Annotated in this window: 14 protein-coding genes; 9 read left to right on the top strand and 5 right to left on the bottom strand. The window is 73.9% G+C overall.

Translation table 11 applies throughout. The features are described 5' to 3' along the window. Positions 1-9 precede the first annotated feature (9 nt). From ACWEPF_RS20395 to ACWEPF_RS20375, 5 genes are all read left to right on the top strand, one after another. Positions 10-2379: an FxsB family cyclophane-forming radical SAM/SPASM peptide maturase gene (locus tag ACWEPF_RS20395; protein WP_452173655.1), complete on the top strand. Its 2370-nt coding sequence runs from the start codon at positions 10-12 to the stop codon at positions 2377-2379. Then, complete coding sequence (locus ACWEPF_RS20390) at positions 2376-3140, top strand: aminoglycoside N(3)-acetyltransferase (protein ID WP_452173654.1); 765 nt, start codon at positions 2376-2378, stop codon at positions 3138-3140. The genes ACWEPF_RS20395 and ACWEPF_RS20390 overlap by 4 nt, the downstream gene beginning before the upstream one ends. Positions 3141-3247: 107 nt before the next feature. Further along, positions 3248-4624, top strand: a complete 1377-nt coding sequence (locus ACWEPF_RS20385) for a TIR-like protein FxsC (protein WP_449796901.1) — start codon at positions 3248-3250, stop codon at positions 4622-4624. Then, a complete protein-coding gene (gene fxsT, locus ACWEPF_RS20380; RefSeq protein WP_345283840.1) occupies positions 4621-8637 on the top strand; it encodes an FxSxx-COOH system tetratricopeptide repeat protein in 4017 nt (1338 codons plus the stop codon). Before ACWEPF_RS20385 ends, fxsT begins: the two co-directional genes overlap by 4 nt. Before the next feature lie 152 nt (positions 8638-8789). After that, a complete protein-coding gene (locus ACWEPF_RS20375; RefSeq protein WP_452173653.1) occupies positions 8790-9740 on the top strand; it encodes a 2-hydroxyacid dehydrogenase in 951 nt (316 codons plus the stop codon). Between the two features lie 7 nt (positions 9741-9747). Here ACWEPF_RS20375 and ACWEPF_RS20370 read toward each other — a convergent pair whose 3' ends face one another. The 3 genes from ACWEPF_RS20370 to ACWEPF_RS20360 form a co-directional block, all read right to left on the bottom strand. After that, positions 9748-10617, bottom strand: a complete 870-nt coding sequence (locus ACWEPF_RS20370) for an alpha/beta fold hydrolase (protein WP_452173652.1) — start codon at positions 10615-10617, stop codon at positions 9748-9750. A 57-nt stretch (positions 10618-10674) separates the two neighbouring features. Continuing rightward, positions 10675-11667 (bottom strand): DUF4231 domain-containing protein, encoded by a 993-nt coding sequence (locus ACWEPF_RS20365; protein WP_345283846.1) that lies wholly within the window; start codon positions 11665-11667, stop codon positions 10675-10677. 118 nt (positions 11668-11785) lie between these two features. Continuing rightward, positions 11786-12535 (bottom strand): sugar isomerase domain-containing protein, encoded by a 750-nt coding sequence (locus tag ACWEPF_RS20360; RefSeq protein ID WP_452173651.1) that lies wholly within the window; start codon positions 12533-12535, stop codon positions 11786-11788. 219 nt (positions 12536-12754) lie between these two features. Here ACWEPF_RS20360 and ACWEPF_RS20355 point away from each other — a divergent pair, with 219 nt between their 5' ends. Then, positions 12755-13447: a metal-dependent transcriptional regulator gene (locus tag ACWEPF_RS20355; protein ID WP_345283850.1), complete on the top strand. Its 693-nt coding sequence runs from the start codon at positions 12755-12757 to the stop codon at positions 13445-13447. A gap of 430 nt (positions 13448-13877) precedes the next feature. Here the strand turns inward: ACWEPF_RS20355 and ACWEPF_RS20350 are convergent, their stop codons facing one another. After that, the gene (locus tag ACWEPF_RS20350) at positions 13878-14573 is read right to left on the bottom strand and encodes a bifunctional DNA primase/polymerase (protein WP_345283852.1); all 696 of its coding nucleotides are present in this window, start codon (positions 14571-14573) and stop codon (positions 13878-13880) included. A gap of 375 nt (positions 14574-14948) precedes the next feature. Here ACWEPF_RS20350 and ACWEPF_RS20345 point away from each other — a divergent pair, with 375 nt between their 5' ends. Then, positions 14949-16325 carry a transcriptional regulator gene (locus ACWEPF_RS20345; protein ID WP_345283854.1) on the top strand — a complete coding sequence of 459 codons (1377 nt, stop codon included), beginning with the start codon at positions 14949-14951 and terminating at the stop codon, positions 16323-16325. 153 nt (positions 16326-16478) lie between these two features. Further along, on the top strand, positions 16479-17648 hold the full coding sequence (locus tag ACWEPF_RS20340) for a hypothetical protein (RefSeq protein WP_452173650.1): 1170 nt from the start codon (positions 16479-16481) through the stop codon (positions 17646-17648). Between the two features lie 344 nt (positions 17649-17992). On the opposite strand, the gene ACWEPF_RS20335 is transcribed toward ACWEPF_RS20340, so the two are convergent. Further along, positions 17993-19273 carry an ABC transporter substrate-binding protein gene (locus ACWEPF_RS20335; RefSeq protein WP_452173649.1) on the bottom strand — a complete coding sequence of 427 codons (1281 nt, stop codon included), beginning with the start codon at positions 19271-19273 and terminating at the stop codon, positions 17993-17995. A gap of 260 nt (positions 19274-19533) precedes the next feature. Here ACWEPF_RS20335 and ACWEPF_RS20330 point away from each other — a divergent pair, with 260 nt between their 5' ends. Then, the gene (locus ACWEPF_RS20330; protein ID WP_452173648.1) at positions 19534-19971 is read left to right on the top strand and encodes an SCO4402 family protein; all 438 of its coding nucleotides are present in this window, start codon (positions 19534-19536) and stop codon (positions 19969-19971) included.

The following is a 19971-nucleotide window of genomic DNA, read 5'->3' as shown; positions in this document are numbered from 1 at the left end:
AGCCCGGTCATGCCCCCCGCCCCGCCGCAGGTCCCGTTCACGCAGTTCGTCCTCAAGGTGCACAGCCGCTGCGACCTGGCCTGTGACCACTGCTACGTGTACGAGCACGCCGACACCAGTTGGCGTGGCAAGCCGCGCACCGTCTCGGAGCCCGTGCTGGCAGCTGCGGCGGCCAGGATCGGGGAGCACGCCCTGGCCCACCGGCTGACGGCCGTCCACGTCGTGCTGCACGGCGGGGAGCCGCTGCTCGCGGGCCCCGCCGTGCTGCGCCGGGCGGCCGAACTGCTGGCCGCCGCCCTCCCCGAGGGCTGCGCGCTGGACCTGCGCATCCACACCAACGGCGTCCGGCTGACCGAGGAGTTCTGCGAACTCTTCGACGAGCTCGGCATCAAGGTCGGCGTCTCCCTCGACGGGGACCGGGCCGCCAACGACCGGCACCGCCGCTACGCCGACGGCCGCTCCAGCCACGCCAAGGTGCTGGCCGCCGTCGAGCTGCTCCGCCGCCCCGCCTTCCGCCACCTGTACGCCGGGCTGCTCTGCACCATCGACGTGGAGAACGACCCCGTCGCCGTCTACGACGCGCTGGTCGCCCTCGCCCCGCCCCGGATCGACTTCCTGCTCCCGCACGCCACCCACGACGAGCCGCCCAAGCGCCCGGAGGCGCTCGGGCCGACCCCCTACGCGGACTGGCTGCTGGCCGTGCACGAGCGCTGGACGGCGCACGGCCGCCCGGTGCCGGTGCGGGTCTTCGACTCGGTGTACCGCACCCTGCGCGGGCGCTCCAGCCTGACCGAGTCGCTCGGCCTGGACCCGGCCGACCTGGTGGTGGTGGAGACCGACGGCACCCTGGAGCAGGCCGACAGCCTGAAGACCGCCTTCGACGGTGCGCCCGAGACCGGCTTCGACGTCTTCGCGCACACCCTGGACCAGGTGGCCGACCACCCGGGCATGCGGGAGCGCCAGTCGGGCCTGGCCGGGCTGAGCGAGCAGTGCCGGGCCTGCCCCGTGGTCCGCTCCTGCGGCGGGGGCCTGTACGCCCACCGCTACCGGAGCGGCCGCGGATTCGACAACCCCTCCGTCTTCTGCGGGGACTTGATGAAGCTGATCACCACCATCCGGGACCGGATCACCCCCGTGGCCGCCGTCCCGGCCCAGCCCGGCCCGGCCGAACGGCCGCTGACCGAGGCACAGTTGGACGAGCTGGCGCACGGCCTGGGCGGCGCCGGCACCGTCCGCGCGCTGGCCGCCGCCCAACTCGGGCTGACCAGAAGGCTGCTGGCCGCCCTCTCGGCCGGCGCTCCCGAACCCTGGGCGCTGCTGGCCGAGTTGGACACCGAAGCGCCTCGGGCGCTGGACGCGGTGCTGGCCCACCCGTACGCCCGGTCCTGGGCGGTGCGCTGCCTGGAGCGCGAGCCCGGCGGCGACCTCGGCGGCTTCGCCGAGCTGGCGGCCGCGGCCGCGCTGCGCGCCGGGCGGGAGTTCGCACTCCCGGTGCCGGTCCGGGACGGGGCGGTGCACCTGCCCACCCTCGGCCGGGTCCTGGTCGGCGGAGGCGGCGAGGCGGTGCTGCAGGGCACCGCCGACGGCTTCGCGGTGCGCGGGGTGACGGTCGGCTGGGACGCGCCGGGGAGCGCGGCCTGGCAGCCGGTGCGCCGGGTGGAGCTGCCCGGCGGCCCGGCCCTCGCCCTGGAGGACACCGACCCGCAGCGGGACGCCCATCAGTGGCCGGTGGCCGGGCGGCTGCCCGAGGACGAACTGCTGGGCTGGACGGGCGCCCTGCGGGAGGCCTGGGAGCTGCTCCGGCGGGACCTGCCGGAGTACGCCGAGGGCCTGCCGGCCGGGCTGTCCACCGTCACCCCGCTGCGGCCCGGCCCGGACGGACGGGACGTCAGCGCGGCCGCCCGGCAGGCCTTCGGCGCGGTCGGGATCGCCCGCCCGGCCACCGCCCCGACCCTGGCGCTGCTGCTCGCCCACGAGTTCCAGCACGTCAAGCTGGGCGCGGTGCTGGACTTCCACGAGCTGTACGACCCGGCCGACGAGCGCACCTACCACGCCCCCTGGCGGCCCGATCCGCGCCCGCTGGAGGGCCTGCTCCAGGGCACCTACGCCCACCTCGCGGTGACGGCGTACTGGGGCACCCGGGTGCGCGCCTACGACGGCCTGGCCAGCGCGGCGGCCGAGCACGCCCGGGTGCAGCTGGCCACCTGGCGCGCGCACACCGCCCGGGCGGTGGAGACGCTGGCCGGCTCCGGCTCGCTGACCGCCCTCGGGCTGCGGTTCGCGGACGGGATGCGGGCCACCGTGGAGCCCTGGCTGGCGGTCGAGGCCGGCCGGGCGGCCGAGCGGGCCGCCGCCGAGCGGTCGGCGGCCGTCGGGTGATCGGCGCGGCGGAGCTGGAGCGGGGCCTGCGGGAGCTCGGCGTCGAGGAGGGCGAGACCCTGCTGGTGCAGTCCTCGCTCCGCTCGCTGGGCGAGCTGGACGGCGGCCCCGAGGCGCTGCTCAAGGCGCTGCTCGCGGTGCTCGGCGAGAGCGGCACCCTGGTGGTCTACACGGCGACCCCGGAGAACTCCAACACCTCCCGGCTGGCGCTCGCCCCCACCCTGGGCATGACGGACGAGCAGAAGCGGGAGCACTGGCGCACACGCCCCCCGTTCAACCCCGACACCACCCCCACCTCCCGCATCCTGGGCCACTTCTCCGAGGTGGTCCGGCTGGCCCCGGGCGCCGTCCGCAGCCGGCACCCCCAGACCTCCTTCGCCGCCCTCGGCCGCCGGGCCGTCGAACTGACGGAGGGTCACCCGCTCGACAGCCACCTGGGCGAGGGCTCGCCGGTCGGGCGGCTGCGGGCCTGGCGGTCCAGGGCGCTGCTGATCGGCGTCCCGGTCTGGTGCTGCACCGCGCTGCACCTGGCCGAGTACCTCCAGCCCGACCCGCCGATGCAGACCTACGGCTGCGTGCTGCCGGACGGGAACTGGACCTCCTTCGAGGCGGTGCACCTGAGGGACGAACACTTCCCGGGCATGACCGGCGCGTTGGAGGGGATGCCGAGCCTGGTCACGGGCCCGCTGGGCGAGGCGGACTGCTTCCTGATGGACGTCGCGGACGGCGTGGCGGTGGCCGACCGGCACCTGCGCGGCTGACGGCCCTATTCCATTGGAGAACCAGCCCTTCCTACACTGAAGGCCCTCTGTGGGGGAACGGCACACCTGGGAGAGAGAACACACCGGATGTCTCGGGGGAGGCGCGTGTGTACGACGAGGAATCTGGTGGGTGGGACGAGGGAGCGGAGCGGCCGTACTTCTTCCTGAGCTACGCCCACGTACCGCGGGCCAGGACCAAGGGCGCCGGCGACCCGAACCAGTGGGTCAGCCAGCTCTACGAGGACCTCTGCGAGGCGGTCCTGGCCCTGACCGACTACCGCTCCGGCCGCCCGGTCGGCTTCATGGACCAGTCCATGCACCAGGGCCAGCTCTGGGCCAAGCGGCTGTCCCAGGAGCTGGCCACCTGCCGGGTGTTCGTCCCGCTCTACTCGCCCCGCTACTTCTCCAGCCTGGCCTGCGGCCAGGAGTGGCACTCCTTCACCCAGCGTCCGGTCTTCCCGGCCCGGCAGACCTCCGAGCGCACCAGCGGCATCGTGCCGGTGCTCTGGGTGCCGATGAGCGACCGTCAGCTCCCCGAGGTGGCCCGCCAACTCCAGTTCAACCACCGGGGGTTCGGCCGTGAGTACGAGGACGAGGGCCTGTACGCGCTGATGCGCCTGGGCTACTTCCGCAAGGCCTACGAGCTGGCCGTCTTCCGGCTGGCCCGGCGGATCGTCGAGGTGGCCGAGAACACCGTCATCCCGCCCGGCCGCGCGCTGGACTTCAACGCCCAGCCCAGCGCCTTCCCGATGCCGCGCACCAAGCAGCTGCGGATCTCGGTCTACTCGTACGCGCAGTCCGAGCTCCCCGAGGGTCGCAATCCGGACTACTACGGCACCCGGCGGCAGGACTGGCACCCGTACCAGCCGGCCTCCGCCCGGCCGGTGGCCGAGCACGCGGCCAGGGTGGCACGGCAGTTGGGCTTCGAGCCGACCGTGCACGAGTTCGAGGAGGACGAGGCCGAGCTGCTCGCCGGCGCCCCGCCGAACGCTCCCGGCCTGGTGCTGCTGGACCGCTGGGCGCTCAAGGACGACGAGCGCCGGCAGGCGGTGGCCCGCTTCGACCAGCGCAACCCGCCCTGGGTCAGCGTGCTGGAGCCCTGGAACGCCGACGACCCGGACTGCGTGGCCGAGGACCGGCCGCTGACCGAGCTGAGCGCCCGCACCCTGCGGTACAAGCGCCGGGAGTCCAAGCCCAGCTTCCGGGACGGATCGGGCGAGTTGAGCTCGCTGGCCGACTTCGAGGAGGCCCTGCCGCGCGCGGTGATGCGGGCCAAGTACGCCTTCGAGGACCGCACCGCCGCGGAGACCACCCCGCCCGGGCAGCAACGGGATTCGGGCCGCTTCCGCCCCCGCCTGAGGGAGGCCTTCGACCAGGACCCGCCGAGGGACCGCGGAAGACCTTCGTACGACCCGCACGACGAGCCGCCGGACGACGAGGAGGAGGGGCCCCAGCCGGGCCGCTTCGGGGGAGGACACCGATGACCGACAACCCGACCAGGAAGCTGCGACTGCCGGGCCAGGCAGCCGCCCCGGCCGAGGAGGCCCGGCCGGCCGGCGGCGAGGACCGCCAGGGCCGGGTGGTGACGTTCTACTCCTACAAGGGCGGCACCGGCCGCACCATGGCGCTCGCCAACACCGCCTGGATCCTGGCCGCCAACGGCTTCCGGGTGCTCACCGTGGACTGGGACCTGGAGGCCCCGGGCCTGGCCAAGTTCTTCCGCCCCTTCCTGGACCAGGGCGCCCTGGCCGGCACCACCGGGATGATGGACCTGATCACCGACTACCGGGAGGAGGCCCTGCGCGAGGTCGACCACCCGCCGGGCTGGCACCGGGACTTCGCCCGCGTCCACCCGCACGTGCTCTCGCTCTCCTGGCCGGGCTTCCCGGCCGGCGGCAGCCTGGACTTCCTCTCCGCCGGGCAGCTGAACCGGGACTACTCCGAGGTGGTCGGCCGGCTCGACTGGGACCTCTTCTACGACCGCTTCGACGGCGGCCAGTTCTTCGACGCCCTCAAGCGCGACATGAGCCGCCGCTACGACTACGTGCTGATCGACAGCCGCACCGGCCTCTCCGACATCGCCGAGATCTGCACCGTGCAGATGCCGGACGACCTGGTGGTCTGCTTCACCCTCAGCGACCAGAGCATCGAGGGCGCCTCCAAGATCGCCCAGCACATCAACGACCGCTACCGCGAGCGCGGCATCCGCATCCTGCCGGTGCCGATGCGCATCGACGAGGGCGAGAAGGAGAAGGCGGACGCCGGCCGCGCGCTGGCCCGGCTGCGCTTCGCCGGACTGCCCGAGGGCCTGGCCGACGAGGACCTGTCCCACTACTGGGGCTCGGTGGAGATCCCGTACCGGCCCTTCTACGCCTACGAGGAGATCCTGGCCACCTTCGGCGACCAGCCCGGCACCCCCACCTCGATGCTGGCCGCCTGCGAGCGGCTCACCACCGTGCTCACCCGGGGCCGGATCTCCGCGCTGCCGCCGATGGACGAGGAGGTCCGGCTGCACTGGGTGGACGCCTACACCCGGCGCCGCCCGACCGCGCCCGCCGACCTCTACCTCTCCTTCGTCCCCGAGGACCGGATCTGGGCGGACTGGATCGCCGCCGTCCTGGAGAGCGCCGGTTTCCGGGTGGTGCCCCGGGACATCGGCGCCGGGGCCGACTCCCGGCTGGAGACCGAACGCGGCATCGACGCCGCCTCCCGGACCGTCGCGGTGCTCTCGGCCGGCTATCTGAGGGCCCCTCAGGCCCGGGCGCTGTGGGACTCGATGGGCGGCTTCGACCCGTCGGGCACCCGCCGTCAGATCGTCCCGGTCCGGGTCGGCGACGTCCGCCTCACCGCCCCGTTCAGCGGCCGCAACCCGATCGACCTGGTCGGCCGCGACGAGACCCAGGCCGCCGCCATCCTGCTGCGGGCGCTGGGCCGGGCCGAGACCGAGGCCGACCCCGAGGTGGTGATCCCGCGCTTCCCCGGCACCAAGCCGGCCTACTGGTCGGTGCCCCAGCGCAACCCCTCCTTCACCGGCCGGGCGCGGGTGCTGGAGGAGCTGCGGGACAGCCTGGTCGGCGGTCCGATGGTGGTGCTGCCCACCCCGCAGACCCTCTACGGCCTCGGCGGCGTCGGCAAGACCCAGCTGGCCATGGAGTACGCCCACCGCTACATGTCCCACTACGACCTGGTCTGGTGGATCGACGCCGAGCAGACCGACCTGATCTCCACCGCCCTGGCCGAGCTCGCCAACCGGCTCGGCCTGCGGGTCGGCGACTCCGTCAACGAGGCGGCGGAGGCGGCCCGGGAGGCGCTGCGCAAGGGCACCCCGACCCCGCGCTGGCTGCTGATCTTCGACAACGCCGACGAACCGTCGGAGATCCGCCGGTTCTTCCCCGGCGGCTCCGGCCACGTCCTGGTCACCTCGCGCAACCAGGCCTGGTCCGGCCAGGCCGGCGTGCTCGGGGTCGACGTCTTCACCCGCGGCGAGTCCATCGAGCACCTCACCCGCCGCACCCGCGGCCTGTCCCGGGCCGACGCCGACCGGGTCGCCGAGGCCGTCGGCGACCTCCCGCTGGCCGTCGAGGTCGCCGCCGCCTGGCTCGACACCACCCGCACCCCCGTCGACACCTACGTCGCCCAGCTCCACCAGGAGGCCACCCGGGCCCTGGCGGTCGGCCGCCCCGCCGACTACCCCACCCCGGTCGGCGCGACCTGGAACGTCTCCATCGCCCGCCTGCGCGAGCAGTCCCCGGCGGCGGTGCGCCTCCTCCAGCTGTGCGCCTTCATGGCCCCCGAGCCGATCTCCATGGACCTGTTCTACAGCGACCAGATGATCCGCTCGCTGGTCCGCTACGACGAGGACCTCAGCGACACCTTCATGCTCGGCAAGGTGATCCAGGCGGTCGGCCGCTACGCGCTGGCCAAGGTGGACGCCGGCTCCAACTCCTTCCAGGTGCACCGGCTGGTGCAGGCGGTGGTCCGCTCCGAGATGGACGACCCCGCCCGGGAGGCCGCGATGCACGAGGTGCACCGCATCCTGGTCGGCGCCCGCCCCGTGCTCGGTGACACCGACAACCCCGCCAACTGGCCCCGCTTCGAGAAGATCTGGCCGCACCTGGTCCCCTCCCGGGCCCAGGACTGCGACGAGCGCGAGACCCGCGAGCTGATGATCGACCGCGTCCGCTACCTCTGGAAGCGCTCCGACCTGGACCGCGCCCGCGCCCTGGCCGAACAGCTCGACCTCACCTGGACCACCCGGCTGGCCGGCGAGGCCAACGAACTCGAGGCCCGGCACCTGCGCCGCCAGGTGCTCAGCCTCAACTTCCAACTCGCCAACGTGGTCCGCTCCCAGGGCAACTTCGCCGACGCCCGGGCGCTCGACGAGCGCACCCTGGCCGGGCAGAAGGAGCTGCTCGGCGAGCACAACCCCTACACCCTGATGACGGCCGGCTCGCTCGGCGCCGACCTGCGCGCGCTCGGCCGCTTCCAGGAGGCGCTCGACCTCGACCTGGAGACCTACGGCCAGTTCCGCGAACTCTTCGGCGAGGAGAACGCCCGCACCCTCTCGGCCGCCAACAACCTCGCCATCGACTACCGCCTGGTCGGCGACTCCTCCGCCGCCCGCGACCTCGACCAGGACACCTTCGACCGCCGCCAGGCCGTGCTCGGCCCCCGCCACCCCTACACCCTCTCCAGCAAGTCCAACCTGGCCCGCGACCTGCGCGAGATCGGCGACTACAAGGGCTCCATCGAGCTGCTGCGGGAGGTGACCGAGGAACTGGCCGACGTCCTCCAGCCCGACCTCCCGGAGAACCTGCGCAACGCCAAGTCGCTGGCCGTCTCGCTGCGCCGGGAGGGCCACCTCCGGGAGGCCCGGCAGCTCACCATGCAGACCTACGAGCGCTACCTCGACCGCTACGGCTCCGAGGCCGCCGAGACGCTGGCCTGCGCGCTCAACCTGGCCGCCGACCACAGCGCCTCCGGCGACAAGGAGGCCGCCCGCGACCTGGCCACCGCCGTCTACGAGGGCCACCAGCGCCTGTTCGGCGACGAGCACCCCTTCACGCTGGCCTGCGAGAACAACCTCGGCATCTACCTGCGCGGCAGCGGTGACGTCGAGGCCGCGATCCGCCGGGGCAGCCACACCGTGGACGCCCTGCGGTCCGTGCTGGGGCCCGACCACCACTACACCCTCAACGCGATGATCAACCTGGCCAACGCCTACGGCGACGCCGGCCAGGCGGCCAAGGCCGAGGAACTCGAACGGGCCGCCTACGCGGGCCTGGTGAACCGCTACGGCCCCGGCCACCCCGACGCCATCGCCTGCGAGTCCAACCTGGCGGTCACCCTCCGCAAGTCCAACCCCGGCCAGGCGGCGGAACTGCGCGAACACGCCCTCACCGAGCTGCTCAGGCTCTTCGGTGAGGAACACCCCAACACCGTGGCCTGCCGCGGCTGGAAGCGCATCAACCGCGACCTCGAACCCCAGCCCGTCTGACGCCGCTGGGGCCCCGGAGGGGCCTCCAGGGGCGCGGGGAACTGCGCGAAGGGGAACGGCACACCTGCAACTGGCTGACGGTGATTCAGTTGCAGGTGGGCCGCCTTCCGATTCGCGCAGTTCCCCGCGCCCCTGGGGTAGCCTCCACCGCTATGGATCAGGTACTGGTGACGCGGCGGCTCGTCGACGGTGTGGTGGAGCGGCTGGCGCCGTACTGCCGGGTGGAGCAGCACGACAGCGAGACGCCGATGGCCCGGGCGGAGCTGTTGGCGGCGGTCGCGGGCAAGGCGGCCGTGGTCACCACGCTGGACGACGTGGTGGACGGGGAGTTCCTGGACGCCGCCGGGCCGGGGCTGAGGGTGGTGGCCAACCACGCGGTGGGGTTCCACAACGTCGACACGGCCGCCTGTGCCGCCCGTGGGGTGACCGTCACCAACACCCCCGGCGTGCTCACCGAGGCGACCGCGGACTTCACCTGGGCGCTGCTGCTCGCCGCCACCCGCCGCCTCGCCGAGGGCGAGCGCCTGATCCGCTCCGGCGAGCCCTGGGCCTGGGCGCCCACCTTCATGCTCGGCACCGAGCTCAGCGGCGCCCGCCTGGGCATCCTCGGCATGGGCCGGATCGGCCAGGCGGTGGCCCGCCGCGCCGTCGGCTTCGGGATGGAGCTCTCGTACCACAACCGGTCCCAGCTCCCGCCGGAGAAGGAGCACGGCGCCCGCTGGCTCGACCTGCCCCAACTCCTCGCCACCTCCGACGTGTTGGTGGTCACCTGCCCGCTCTCCGAGGCGACCCGGCACCTCCTCGACGCCACCACCATCGCCCAACTCCCGCCCGGCGCGGTGCTGGTGAGCGTGGTGGCCGGGATCGTCGACGAGCTCGCCCTCGCCGCCGCGCTCGCCTCCGGTCACCTGTCCGCCGCCGCCGTGGACAACTTCGAGCGCGAGCCGGCCGTCCCGGCCGAGCTGCTGGCGCAGCCCACCGCCGTGCTGGCCCCGCACCTCGGCAGCGCCACCGTCCGGACCCGCCGCGCCATGGGTGACCTCGCCGTCGACAACGTGCTCGCGGTGCTGCACGGCAAGGCCCCCGTCACTCCGGTGGCCTGACGAGGCCTCAGCCCGCCGCCCACCGCAGCGCCTCGGTCAGCACCGCCAGCGCGCCGAAGTGGGCGGCGCCGGGCTCCAGGTAGAGCTCGGCGCCCGGGATGTGCTCGGCCAGCCAGCGGGAGTGCTCCACCGGGGAGAACTGGTCGTCCGCGCCGTGCCACAGGCGGACCGGCACCGTGATGTCCTCGACCTTGAAGCCCCAGTCGGTGGTGAAGGCCAGGGCGTCGTCGATCCAGCCGTCCGCGCTGTAGTGGAAGGCGGCCGCGTAGGTGGAGAGCAGGCGGCGGCGGATGCCCGAATCGGTCACCACCACCCGGTCGGTGAGCGGGAGTTCGGGGACCAGGCCGTCGATCACGGCGGCCGGGTCGGCCTTCATCCGGCGGGACTTGGCCTGGAAGGAGGCGGCGAAGCGGTGCGGGCCGAGCTCGGCCTCGTGGTAGGCGTGCTCGTTGGAGGCGGTCATCCCGGCGTACCAGTCCAGGCCCTCCGCGGTGCGCGGCGCCAGGCTGACCAGCACCGCCGCCCGCCGCACCCGCCCGGGCAGCAGCGCCGCGCAGGCCAGCGCGTGCGGCCCGCCGCCGGAGCGGCCGAGCACCGCGAAGCCGTCGATCCCCAGCGCGTCGGCGATCGCCTCCACGTCGGCCGCCGCCGAGGCGACCTTGCGGCCGGGCAGCCGGGTGGACTCGCCGTAGCCGGGCCGGTCGAAGGAGATCAGGTGGACGCCGAGCCGGTACAGCACCGAGCTGCGCGGGCTGGGGCCGACCCGGCTGCCGGGGGTGCCGTGCAGCAGGAAGACGGGTCTGCCGTCCGGGTCGCCCCAGGTCTCCACCGCCAGCGTGCGGCCGTCCCCCACCTGCACCAGCTGTGACGACGCCATCGGGCTCCTCGGGGTCGGGGACGCCCTCGGGCGTCCGGTGGTGGGCGCCCGCCGGTGTCACATCCCCAACGGGTCGGTGGTGCGCACCTCGCGGCGGGCCTGCCAGGTGGTGTGCTCCCGGGAGATCGCGTCCTCGGCGTCCCGGGCCAGCCGGGCCCAGGTCTCCTCGGCGTCCGGGGTGTCCAGCGGGAGCTGGCTCAACTGGGCCTCGATCACCGCGAGTTCGGAGGCGGCGATGGAGTAGGCGGCGGCCTGCGGCCGGTACTGGCGCAGCTGGGCCCAGGCGGCCACCGAGGCGGCCACCGCGGAGACCGCGCCGAGCGCGTCGAAGCTGAACTCGCCGAGCGCCCGCAGCACCGCCAGCACCAGGCCGCCCAGCGGCAGGACCACGCCCAGCAGGTCGGCCCAGCGGGTGGCGTTGGTGCAGGAGCGGGCCTTGGCCCGGTACCACTCGCGCTGGGTCTTCACCCGCTCCCTGATGTAGACCTCGCGGCGGACCGAGAGCGGCTGCTCGCGCAGCTGCCGCATGCTGTCGGTGATCTGCGGGTGCCGGGCCGGGCGGCCGGCCAGCGGTCCGCGCCAGCTCTGCAGCTCGGCCTGCACCCGGGCCAGTTGGGGGATCGCCCGGCTGGTGCCGAACTGGCCGAGGATGCCGCCGAGTTGGACGTCGTAGAGCCGCTCGGCGTCCGGCAGGGTCTTCGGCGGCGGCTGGTAGGCGTCGGCCCGCACCGCGTACTTCCAGGAGAGCGTCTTGACCGACTCGGCGGCGGCCCGGCCCTCGTACCAGAGCCCCTGCGGGTTCTGCCGCCCGGCCACGGCGGCCAGCGCCACCGTGAACAGGTAGGCGGCCGCCGCCAGCCAGGCCGGCAGGGTGCCGTCGGCGGAGCCGGCGAAGGCGGCCACCACCAGGAGCACCAGCCCCCAGCGGGAGAGCGAGACGGCCCGCCGCTGCCCCTGGAGCGAGGAGGAGTCCGCCGTCCAGAACAGCTCGGGCAGCAGCTCGTCCTCCCGGACCCAGCCCATCGACCGCCCGCCACCGGCCACCGCCATCCGGACCCCCGTCGCTCGCGTCTTCCCCTCTCTACCTACTGCCCCGGGCGGAGCCCCGCTACGCCCGTCGGGGGGCTCAACTCCCGATGATCACAAGGGAGGTGGCGAATCAAGGGGGTCAGAAGCTGTAGTAGATGCGCTCCGCGTTGTCCGCCATCACCTTGACGTTCCACTCGGTGCCGCCGTCGACGTTCCCGGAGCGGAAGAGCGGGGGAGTGACGCCCCGGTCGGCCAGCTTGCCGACCGCCGAGGCCACCACGGACTGCATCAGCGCGCTGGTGACGATGGTGGAGACGGAGCCGAAGGTGGTGCCGGCGCCGGGGTGGGTGAGCTCGCCGTCGCCGACCGCGATCTTGCTGTCCAGGACCACGTCGCAGTGGTCCTTGAGGTAGGTGCCGGTGGGGTGGTTGGAGGTCACCTCGGCCGGATAGGCCAGCGAGGTCACGCCGATCACCGAGAGGCCGCGGGCCCGGGCGTGCTGGGCCAGCTCCACCGGCATCACCTGGCGGCCGGAGAGCGAGATCACGAAGAGCAGGTCCCCCGAGCGGGCCGGGGTGAGGTCCAGGGTGGCGGTGGCCAGGCCGGACACCCGCTCCAGGGCGCTGCCCAGGTTGGCCGGCATCACGTTCACCCCGGTCATGCCGGGCACGTTCAGCAGGTTGACCACCACCAGGCCGCCGGCCCGGTACACCACGTCCTGGGCGGCCAGCGAGGAGTGCCCGGCCCCGAAGGCGAAGATCCGGCGGCCGTCCTCGACCGCCTCGGCCAGCAGTGCGGCGGCCCGGTCGATGGCGTCCGCCTCCTCCGTCCGGATCCGGTGCAGGTGCTCCACCGCCGCGTCGAAGTACTGCCCGACCAGGTCGCTCATCAGATCTCCGTACCGTGGGGGCGGCCCGTGGTCCAGACCGCAGTTTGGGAGAAAGCTACGGCGAGCACGGTGCGGCCTGGGGGCGGCGGCTGTCAACAGTGACGAAATCGCCGCAGGTGTTACGGAAAGCCCCGGGAACATGGGGTCCGGCGGCCGTCGTTGTCGCCGGGGTACGTCAGAATTGTCGGTGAGGACACCGAAGAACGGGAGCCAGCGGCGATGTCTGGGCTGATCGACACCACAGAGATGTACCTCCGCACCATTCTGGAGCTGGAGGAAGAGGGCATCGTGCCGATGCGGGCCCGGATCGCGGAGCGGCTGGAGCAGAGCGGCCCGACGGTCAGTCAGACCGTCGGCCGGATGGAGCGCGACGGCCTGCTCCAGGTCGCGGGCGACCGCCACCTGGAGCTGACCGAGGAGGGCCGCCTGCTGGCGGTCCGGGTGATGCGCAAGCACCGCATCGCCGAGTGCCTGCTGGTCGACGTGATCGGCCTGGAGTGGGAGCAGGTGCACGAGGAGGCCTGTCGCTGGGAGCACGTGATGAGCGAGACGGTCGAGCGCAAGGTGCTCGCCATGCTCGGCCACCCCACCCAGTCCCCGTACGGGAACCCGATCCCCGGTCTGGACGAGCTCGGCGACACCCGGGCCGAGGGCGAGGGCCACGACGCCTCGCTGGTGGCCCTGGACGCCGTCCGCCCCGGTGAGGCCGGTGTGGACGTGGTGGTCCGCCGGATCGGCGAGCCGATCCAGAACGACGAGGGCCTGATGCTCACCCTGCGCCGGGCCGGCATCCGCCCGGGCAGCACGGTCAGGGTCTCGGCCGGCGTCGGCGGCCTGCTGGTCGGCACGGGGGAGGACGCGGCCGAGCTCCCCAAGGACATCACCGCCCACCTCTTCGTCGCCGAGGCCTGATCCCGGCGGCGGGCCGGCCGGCCCGGGAAGCTCGTGAGCCCGGTGCGTCCCCTTCGCACCGGGCCCTCTGCCCCCCGCTTCCCCTCCGGTCCCCCGGCCCCTCCCTCGAGAGCCCCCCCGATCCGCCACACTCGGCTTCCCCGTCCGAGCGCCCCTCCGGCGTTCCTCTCGGAGGAGTTCCTCCCCTCGGCAGATCCCGGCAATCCTTGAGCGTCGTCACTCGTACGAGCGGCTTCCCCGGGTGATCACCGGGTAGACCGGTGTCTTATCCGCTCTCTCGTCCGCCTCCCCACCTGCACCGACGCGTGACGGGCCCCGCCCCCGGTGGAGGACGGAGCCCGTCAGCGGTGCGCGGTGGTCCCGCGCGGTGCGCGCCCCCCACCAGATGGGTGCGGGACGGCAGTTCGAGCGGCGCCGGGCCGACGGACCGTCAGCGGCCCGCGGTGGCCGGGGCGCCCTGCGGCCGCAGGGGGGCCGCCTCCCGCCCGCAGGCGTACGCCAGCGGGCTGATCAGGTCCTGGGCGTCCGGCAGCCAGCGGTTCATCTCGGACGGCGGCCGGGCCCAGCGGGCCGAGCTGAACAGGCCGACCCGGGAGGACGGGCCGACGATCCAGTCGCCCTCGCCGCGCGCCACCATGTCCAGCCGCCCCGGGCCCCAGCCAAGCCGGCGGAGCATGTCGGGCAGCTTGGCGACCACGCCGGGCAGCACCAGGAAGAGCAGCCGCCGCCCGGTGGTGCCGGTGGTGGCCGGGGTGGAGACCACCGGACCGAGCTGGAGGCTGAGCCGCTCCATCCGGGCCAGCGCCAGGCAGCCCGCCATCTCCGGCACGTCCAGCACGTCGAAGAACCGGCCGGTGGGCAGCAGGATCGAGCCCTCCGGGTTCTCCGTCCACCACTTGCGGACGATCCCGGGGCCCGCGCTGGCCTTGCGCCGCCACTCCGGGCCGGTCGGGTGGGCGCCGGGCAGCTCGCAGCGCGGGTCGCCGCAGGAGCAGCGCGCCGGACCGTCGCCCTCGATCAGCCAGCAGCCCTGCGCCACCTCCCAGTGCCGGTCCTCGACGTAGCTGACGGCCTCGATGAGCAGCGGGGGCAGGCCCGACCTGGGCGTTTGAGGGGTCTCTTCCACGTGCTGCTCAACTACCGTCCGTGAGTGGGGTTACGGGCTGTGCCGGGCCCGGTTTCGCTCCGGCCCCGATGTCACCCCAACCGGTGACGCGCCGGGGCCGGCGCACGGCGGAGTCCGCGCCGGAACGCAACTGCCGCTTGGGTTCCGGGCGTTCGGGGCGGGGTAGAGGTGGAACAGGCTCCTGACGGCGCAACAGGGGGCGCACAGGGGCATTTGGCAGGGCGCGTGGGGGTCGGGCCAGTCACCGTGGGTATCCCGCTGGCGTTGCTGATCGCTAACCTGCACTCAGATGCCTTAACCGGTCGGCACGTCGGCAACCGAGCAGCATAATCGTCGCCCGCCGGTCAGGGCCGGGGGCGTGGGGAGGCGAAGCCCATGGCCGCAAGAGCACTCGTCGCACGGCAGCCCAACGAGCGTCTGCAGCAGCTGATCCAGGAGGCGAGCTGCTCGAACGCGGGCCTCGCCCGCCGGGTGAACCTCTGTGGCGCCGAGCACGGGCTCGACCTGCGCTACGACAAGACCTCGGTCGCCCGCTGGCTACGCGGCCAGCAGCCGCGCGGCCAGGCCCCGGCGGTCATCGCCGAGGCGCTCGGCCGCAAGCTCGGCCGCAGCGTCACGGTCGAGGAGATCGGCATGGCCGACGGCAAGAACCTCAGCTCGGGCATCGGGCTGCAGTTCGCCGCCACCCTCAGCGGGGCACTGGACCAGGTCTGCGAGCTCTGGCGCAGCGACGTCGGCCGCCGGGAGTTCCTCTCCGGCGCCACCGTGGCCGCCTCCGCCCTGGTCGAGCCCAGCCGGGACTGGCTGATCACCCCGCCCGACCCCTCGGTGGCCCGGGCCGGCGGTCCCCGGGTCGGCCCGGCGGACGTGGCGGCGATCCGGGCCACCACCCAGATGCTGGTCGACCTCGACCACCGCTTCGGCAGCGGCCACGTCCGCCCCGTGGTCGTGCACTACCTCAACAGCGTGGTCTCCGGCCTGCTCGGCGGCGCCTACCGGGAGCAGACCGGCCGTCAACTCTTCGCCGCGGTCGCGCGCTTGACCGAGCTCGCCGGCTACATGGCGGTGGACACCGGCCAGCCCGGGCTGGCCCAGCGCTACTACATCCAGGCCCTGCGGCTGGCCCAGGCCGCCGACGACCGCGGCTACGGCGGATACGTGCTGGCCGCCTCCATGAGCCACCTGGCCGCCGCCCTCGGCAACCCGCGCGAGATCGCCCAACTCGCCCGCGCCGCCCAGGAGGGCGCCCGCTCGGTCGCCACCCCGACCGCGATGGCGATGTTCTACGCGGCCGAGGCCCGCGGCCACGCCCTGCTCGGCGACGTCCGCTCCTGCGAGGCGGTGGCCGCCAAGGCGCTGGCCGCCATGGAGCAGCGCAACCCCGAGGACGACCCGGACTGGATCGTGCACTTCGACGAGGCCTACCTGGCCGACGAGTTGGCCCACTGCCACCGGGACCTGGAGCAGGCCGTGCAGGCCGAGAAGTACGCCCGCACCGCCCTGGAGCTGCACCCGCCCACCCGGGTCCGGCGCCGCGCCGTCGACCTGGTGCTGCTGGCCACCGCCCAGCTCCAGCAGCGGGACGTGGAGCGGGCCTGCGAGACCGGCACCCAGGCCGTCCGGCTGCTCAGCGGGCTGCGCTCCAACCGGGGCGTGGAGTACCTGGACGAGTTCCGCCGCCGTCTGGAGCCGTACCGCAGCCACCGCGCGGTGCGGGAGTTCCAGGCCAGGATCGAGGTGGAGGCCGCGTGAGAGGTGCCGGGGCGCGTAGTCACGGCTGAGGGGTACGGGGTAGGTTGGGGCCGATAGTCGGCGTTCCGGCGCGGTCAGGGGCACAGCGAGCGCGCGGTAGACCGAGAGAGGCCCGCGGTGCGGACGCAGGCCGTGCACAGGTGAGGAAACCCGTTGAGCCAGCGCCGCTCGTACAACAACTCCGGCGACTTCAACCTGGACGATCTGTTCCGTCCGGAGCCCGACGCCGCCCAGCAGGAGGCTCAGCAGGCGGCTCAGCAGTCCGCGCCGCCGGTCCAGCAGGGCTTCCCGACGGGGCAGTTCCAGGGCGGCCCGGAGTACGCCGCGCCCACGTACGGGGTCCCGCCGCAGGCGGCGGCCCCGGCGGCCCCGGCCGACGCCTCCCAGGCCACCCAGTACCTGCCGCCGTACCCGACCGCCCAGCCGGCGGGCGGTCAGCCGATGCAGGGTCAGCCGATGCAGGGTCAGCAGACGTACGGCGGGCAGGGGTTCGGCGCGCCGCAGCAGTTCGGTGACGCCCAGCAGTTCGGCGAGCCCCAGCAGCAGCCGCAGCAGTACGGCGAGCCGCAGCCGTCCTACGGCGGTCAGGGCTTCGGTGGGCAGCAGGGCTTCCCCGCGGCCGCCGCGACCCAGCAGTACCCGGCGGCGCCGTCCTACGGGGCCCAGGCCCCCGAGCCCGGGCGCCGCGGGCTCGACAAGCGGGTGGTCATCGGCGGCGGCGTGGTGGCCGCGCTGGCCGTCGTGGGCATCGTGATCGCGCTGTCCGGCGGCGGTGACGAGGACAAGGGCGGGGCGGGCGACAAGAAGGCCGCGGCCTCCTCCTCCGCCAAGCCCAGCTCCGGTGCCTCGGCGGGCTCCGGCGCGGCCGTCAGCCCGGAGACCAAGGCCCAGGCCGAGGCGCTCTCCGCCCTGCTCGGCGACGCCAACGCCAGCCGCACGGCGGTGGTCAACGCCGTCGCGTCGGTGCGCAAGTGCGAGAAGCTCCCGGAGTCCCAGGCCGCACTGGACCAGGCGGCCCAGCAGCGCACCAAGCTGGTCAACGGGCTGGCCGCGCTCAAGGTCGACCAGCTGCCGAGCGGGGCGGCGCTGGCCGAGCAGCTGAAGAAGGCCTGGGAGGCCTCGGCCACCGCCGACAGCGAGTACGCCCTCTGGGCGGCCGACTCGATCGCCGCCTGCGACCCGGCCAAGAAGGACAACCAGCACCTGAAGAACGGCGACGCGGCGAGCGGCACCGCCACCACCGCCAAGAACCAGGCCAGCACCCTCTGGAACGCGATCGCCGCCCAGACCGGCCTCCCGACGAAGTCCGCCATCGAGCTCTAGGCACTCCGGCCCGGCAGGGCAGCGTGCCTCGGGGCCGAAGGCCCCGCAGGGGCGTGAGGAACTGCGCGCAGGGGAACGGCAGCACCTGCAACTGGCTGACGGAGCCTCAGTTGCAGGTGGGCCGCCTTCCGACTCGCGCAGTTCCTCGCGCCCCCGGGATCACCGCGTGTGTTCCCATCGCCCCGGGGACACCGCGTGTGTTCCCTGGCGCCCGGGGATCACCGCATGCGTTCCCGTCGCCCGGGGGTCACCACGTGCGTTCCTGGTGCCCCGGGATCACCGCGTGCGTTCCTCGCGCCCCCAGGGTCACCACGTGTGTTGTCGTCGCCCCGGGCGGATGCCCGTCAGCCCGCGAGGGTGGTGCGGACGTCGACGAAGCCCTCGCGCTGGAGGGTGAGGCGGCCGCCCTGGACGCGCTGGAAGGTGACGGAGGTGTTGACCAGGCGGGGCGAGTCGGCGCTGGGGAGCATGTTGGTCATGCCCCAGCTGAGGGCCGGGGTGGCGCCGCCGGTCTCGATCGGCTCGCCGCTGTCCAGCACGTTGCGCAGCGCCTTCGAGGTCAGCTGCTTCTCGTTGCCGGCCCGCTCGACCGCCGTCCGCAGGACCTCGTAGGCGACCCAGGTGGTCTGCACGCCGGGGTCGGAGACGTCGATCACGGCCCCGTTGGCCTGCTGCCGCACGGTGGTCCGCAGCACGTTCCAGACGTGCGAGGACTCCGGCGGGTACCAGCCGGTGGCGTAGGCGCCGCCCAGCGGGCCGTTGTCGCCGCCGGTGGAGTCGACCACGGACTGCTGGAAGCTGCCGATCACCGAGGCCAGCTGGGTGCGCTTGGGCTCCAGGCGGCGGAACGGGTCGAGCAGGTTGGCGGTCGGCTCGGCGCCGAGCGCGGCGACCACGCAGCTGCCGGCCTTGTCGTCGCCGACGGCCTTCTTGGCGATGCCGCTGTAGTCGTTCGACCGCTCCGGCGCCTTGATGTCGCTGATCTTGATGCCGGAGCCCTTGAGCGCCCCGGCCAGGTAACCGAGCAGGGTGTCGCCGGCCCGGGTGTCGGGGCGGATCAGCGCGATGTTCTTGCAGCCCGCCTCGGTCAGCTGCCTGCCGCTGCCGGCGATCAGCGCGGGGGTGCCGCCGGAGACGGGGTAGGAGAGCGGGCTGCTGAACTCCGGGGTGGAGAGCCCGTACCCGCCGATGTACGGGATGCCGGCCTTCTCCAGCACCGGGATGTAGCTGTCGCCGTACTGGCTGTACGAGCCGACCACGGCCAGCGCGTGCTCGGCCACCGCCTGCTCGGCGCAGGCGGCCGCGCCGTCGGGGGAGTTCTGCTCGTTGCAGGTGAGCACCCTGACCTTGCGGCCGAACAGGCCGCCGGTGGAGTTGAGCTCGCGGCCGATGGCCTCGGCCAGCAGGGTCATGCCGGGGCGGTCGGTGGTGCCGGTGCCGGAGGGGGCCCAGGTCATCACCGTCACCTCCTCGGTGCCGGCCGCGTCGGCGGGGCCGCCGCAGGCGGAGAGCAGGGCGGGCAGCAGCAGCGCGGCGGTGACCGCGGCGGCGGTCCGGCGGCCCCGGCCGCCCGGACCTGCGGTGCCGGTCGACGGCGTGTGGTCGGGCGATCCGCTGCGCCTCATGATGCTCTGCCCCTCCTCGGACGTGCAGGCCTGGTCGGCCCCGGTTCAGACTCGACCGGTCAGGGTGCGCAGGAGGGGATGAAAAGCGAACGCCCGGCCAACGGGGACGGAACTCCGGGAGCTTTCGTTGCGCGACGCGGGTAGAACGTGCAATGTCCGGGCACGTAGCATCGATCCCCATGTCCGCGAGTACAAGTTCTTCGCATCGTTCGGCCCGAACCCCTTCTCGGACCGGGCACGGCTCCAGCACCATGGGCGGCATGCCGATCAACGACCTGCCGTGGTGGCGCTGGCGCGCCCGGATCCGCTCGGCCCTCCACATGCTCGCCGACCACGACTTCCAGCAGCGCACCTGGCTGGTCGGCCAGGAGGGCTACGGCGACGTGACCGACGCCGTCTACCGCCTGGTCGAGGACAGCTGGCTGGACCGCTGGCCGGCCGAGAAGTACGTGGGCTGCGTCCTGCGGGACGCGGAGGAGGCCGCCCTGGTGGACGCCGCCGTGCTGGCGGTGCTCCGGGTGCTGCACGAGGTCGGTGCGGACGCCCCGGCCGGCGCCTACCTCGGCCACCCCGGCTGGCCGGCCGCGGTGAGCGCCGCGCGGGAGGCACACGTTCGGCTGACGCTGGCGGACGGCGAGGACCCGGCCGAGCCGCCGCGCTCGCTGGAGGTGCTGCGGATCCTGACCCGGGTCGGCTGA

It is taken from the genome of Kitasatospora sp. NPDC004289 (assembly GCF_053602875.1).
This window is presented reverse-complemented; position numbering and strand designations above follow the sequence as displayed.

Excerpts from the sequence above, each read along its gene's own strand:
- ACWEPF_RS20395 (WP_452173655.1), top strand. The coding sequence starts at position 10 with ATGCCCCCCGCCCCGCCGCAGGTCCCGTTCACGCAGTTCGTCCTCAAG.
- fxsT (WP_345283840.1), top strand. The coding sequence starts at position 4,621 with ATGACCGACAACCCGACCAGGAAGCTGCGACTGCCGGGCCAGGCAGCC.
- ACWEPF_RS20375 (WP_452173653.1), top strand. The coding sequence starts at position 8,790 with ATGGATCAGGTACTGGTGACGCGGCGGCTCGTCGACGGTGTGGTGGAG.
- ACWEPF_RS20370 (WP_452173652.1), bottom strand. The coding sequence starts at position 10,617 with ATGGCGTCGTCACAGCTGGTGCAGGTGGGGGACGGCCGCACGCTGGCG.
- ACWEPF_RS20365 (WP_345283846.1), bottom strand. The coding sequence starts at position 11,667 with ATGGCGGTGGCCGGTGGCGGGCGGTCGATGGGCTGGGTCCGGGAGGAC.
- ACWEPF_RS20360 (WP_452173651.1), bottom strand. The coding sequence starts at position 12,535 with ATGAGCGACCTGGTCGGGCAGTACTTCGACGCGGCGGTGGAGCACCTG.
- ACWEPF_RS20355 (WP_345283850.1), top strand. The coding sequence starts at position 12,755 with ATGTCTGGGCTGATCGACACCACAGAGATGTACCTCCGCACCATTCTG.
- ACWEPF_RS20345 (WP_345283854.1), top strand. The coding sequence starts at position 14,949 with ATGGCCGCAAGAGCACTCGTCGCACGGCAGCCCAACGAGCGTCTGCAG.
- ACWEPF_RS20335 (WP_452173649.1), bottom strand. The coding sequence starts at position 19,273 with ATGAGGCGCAGCGGATCGCCCGACCACACGCCGTCGACCGGCACCGCA.
- ACWEPF_RS20330 (WP_452173648.1), top strand. The coding sequence starts at position 19,534 with ATGCCGATCAACGACCTGCCGTGGTGGCGCTGGCGCGCCCGGATCCGC.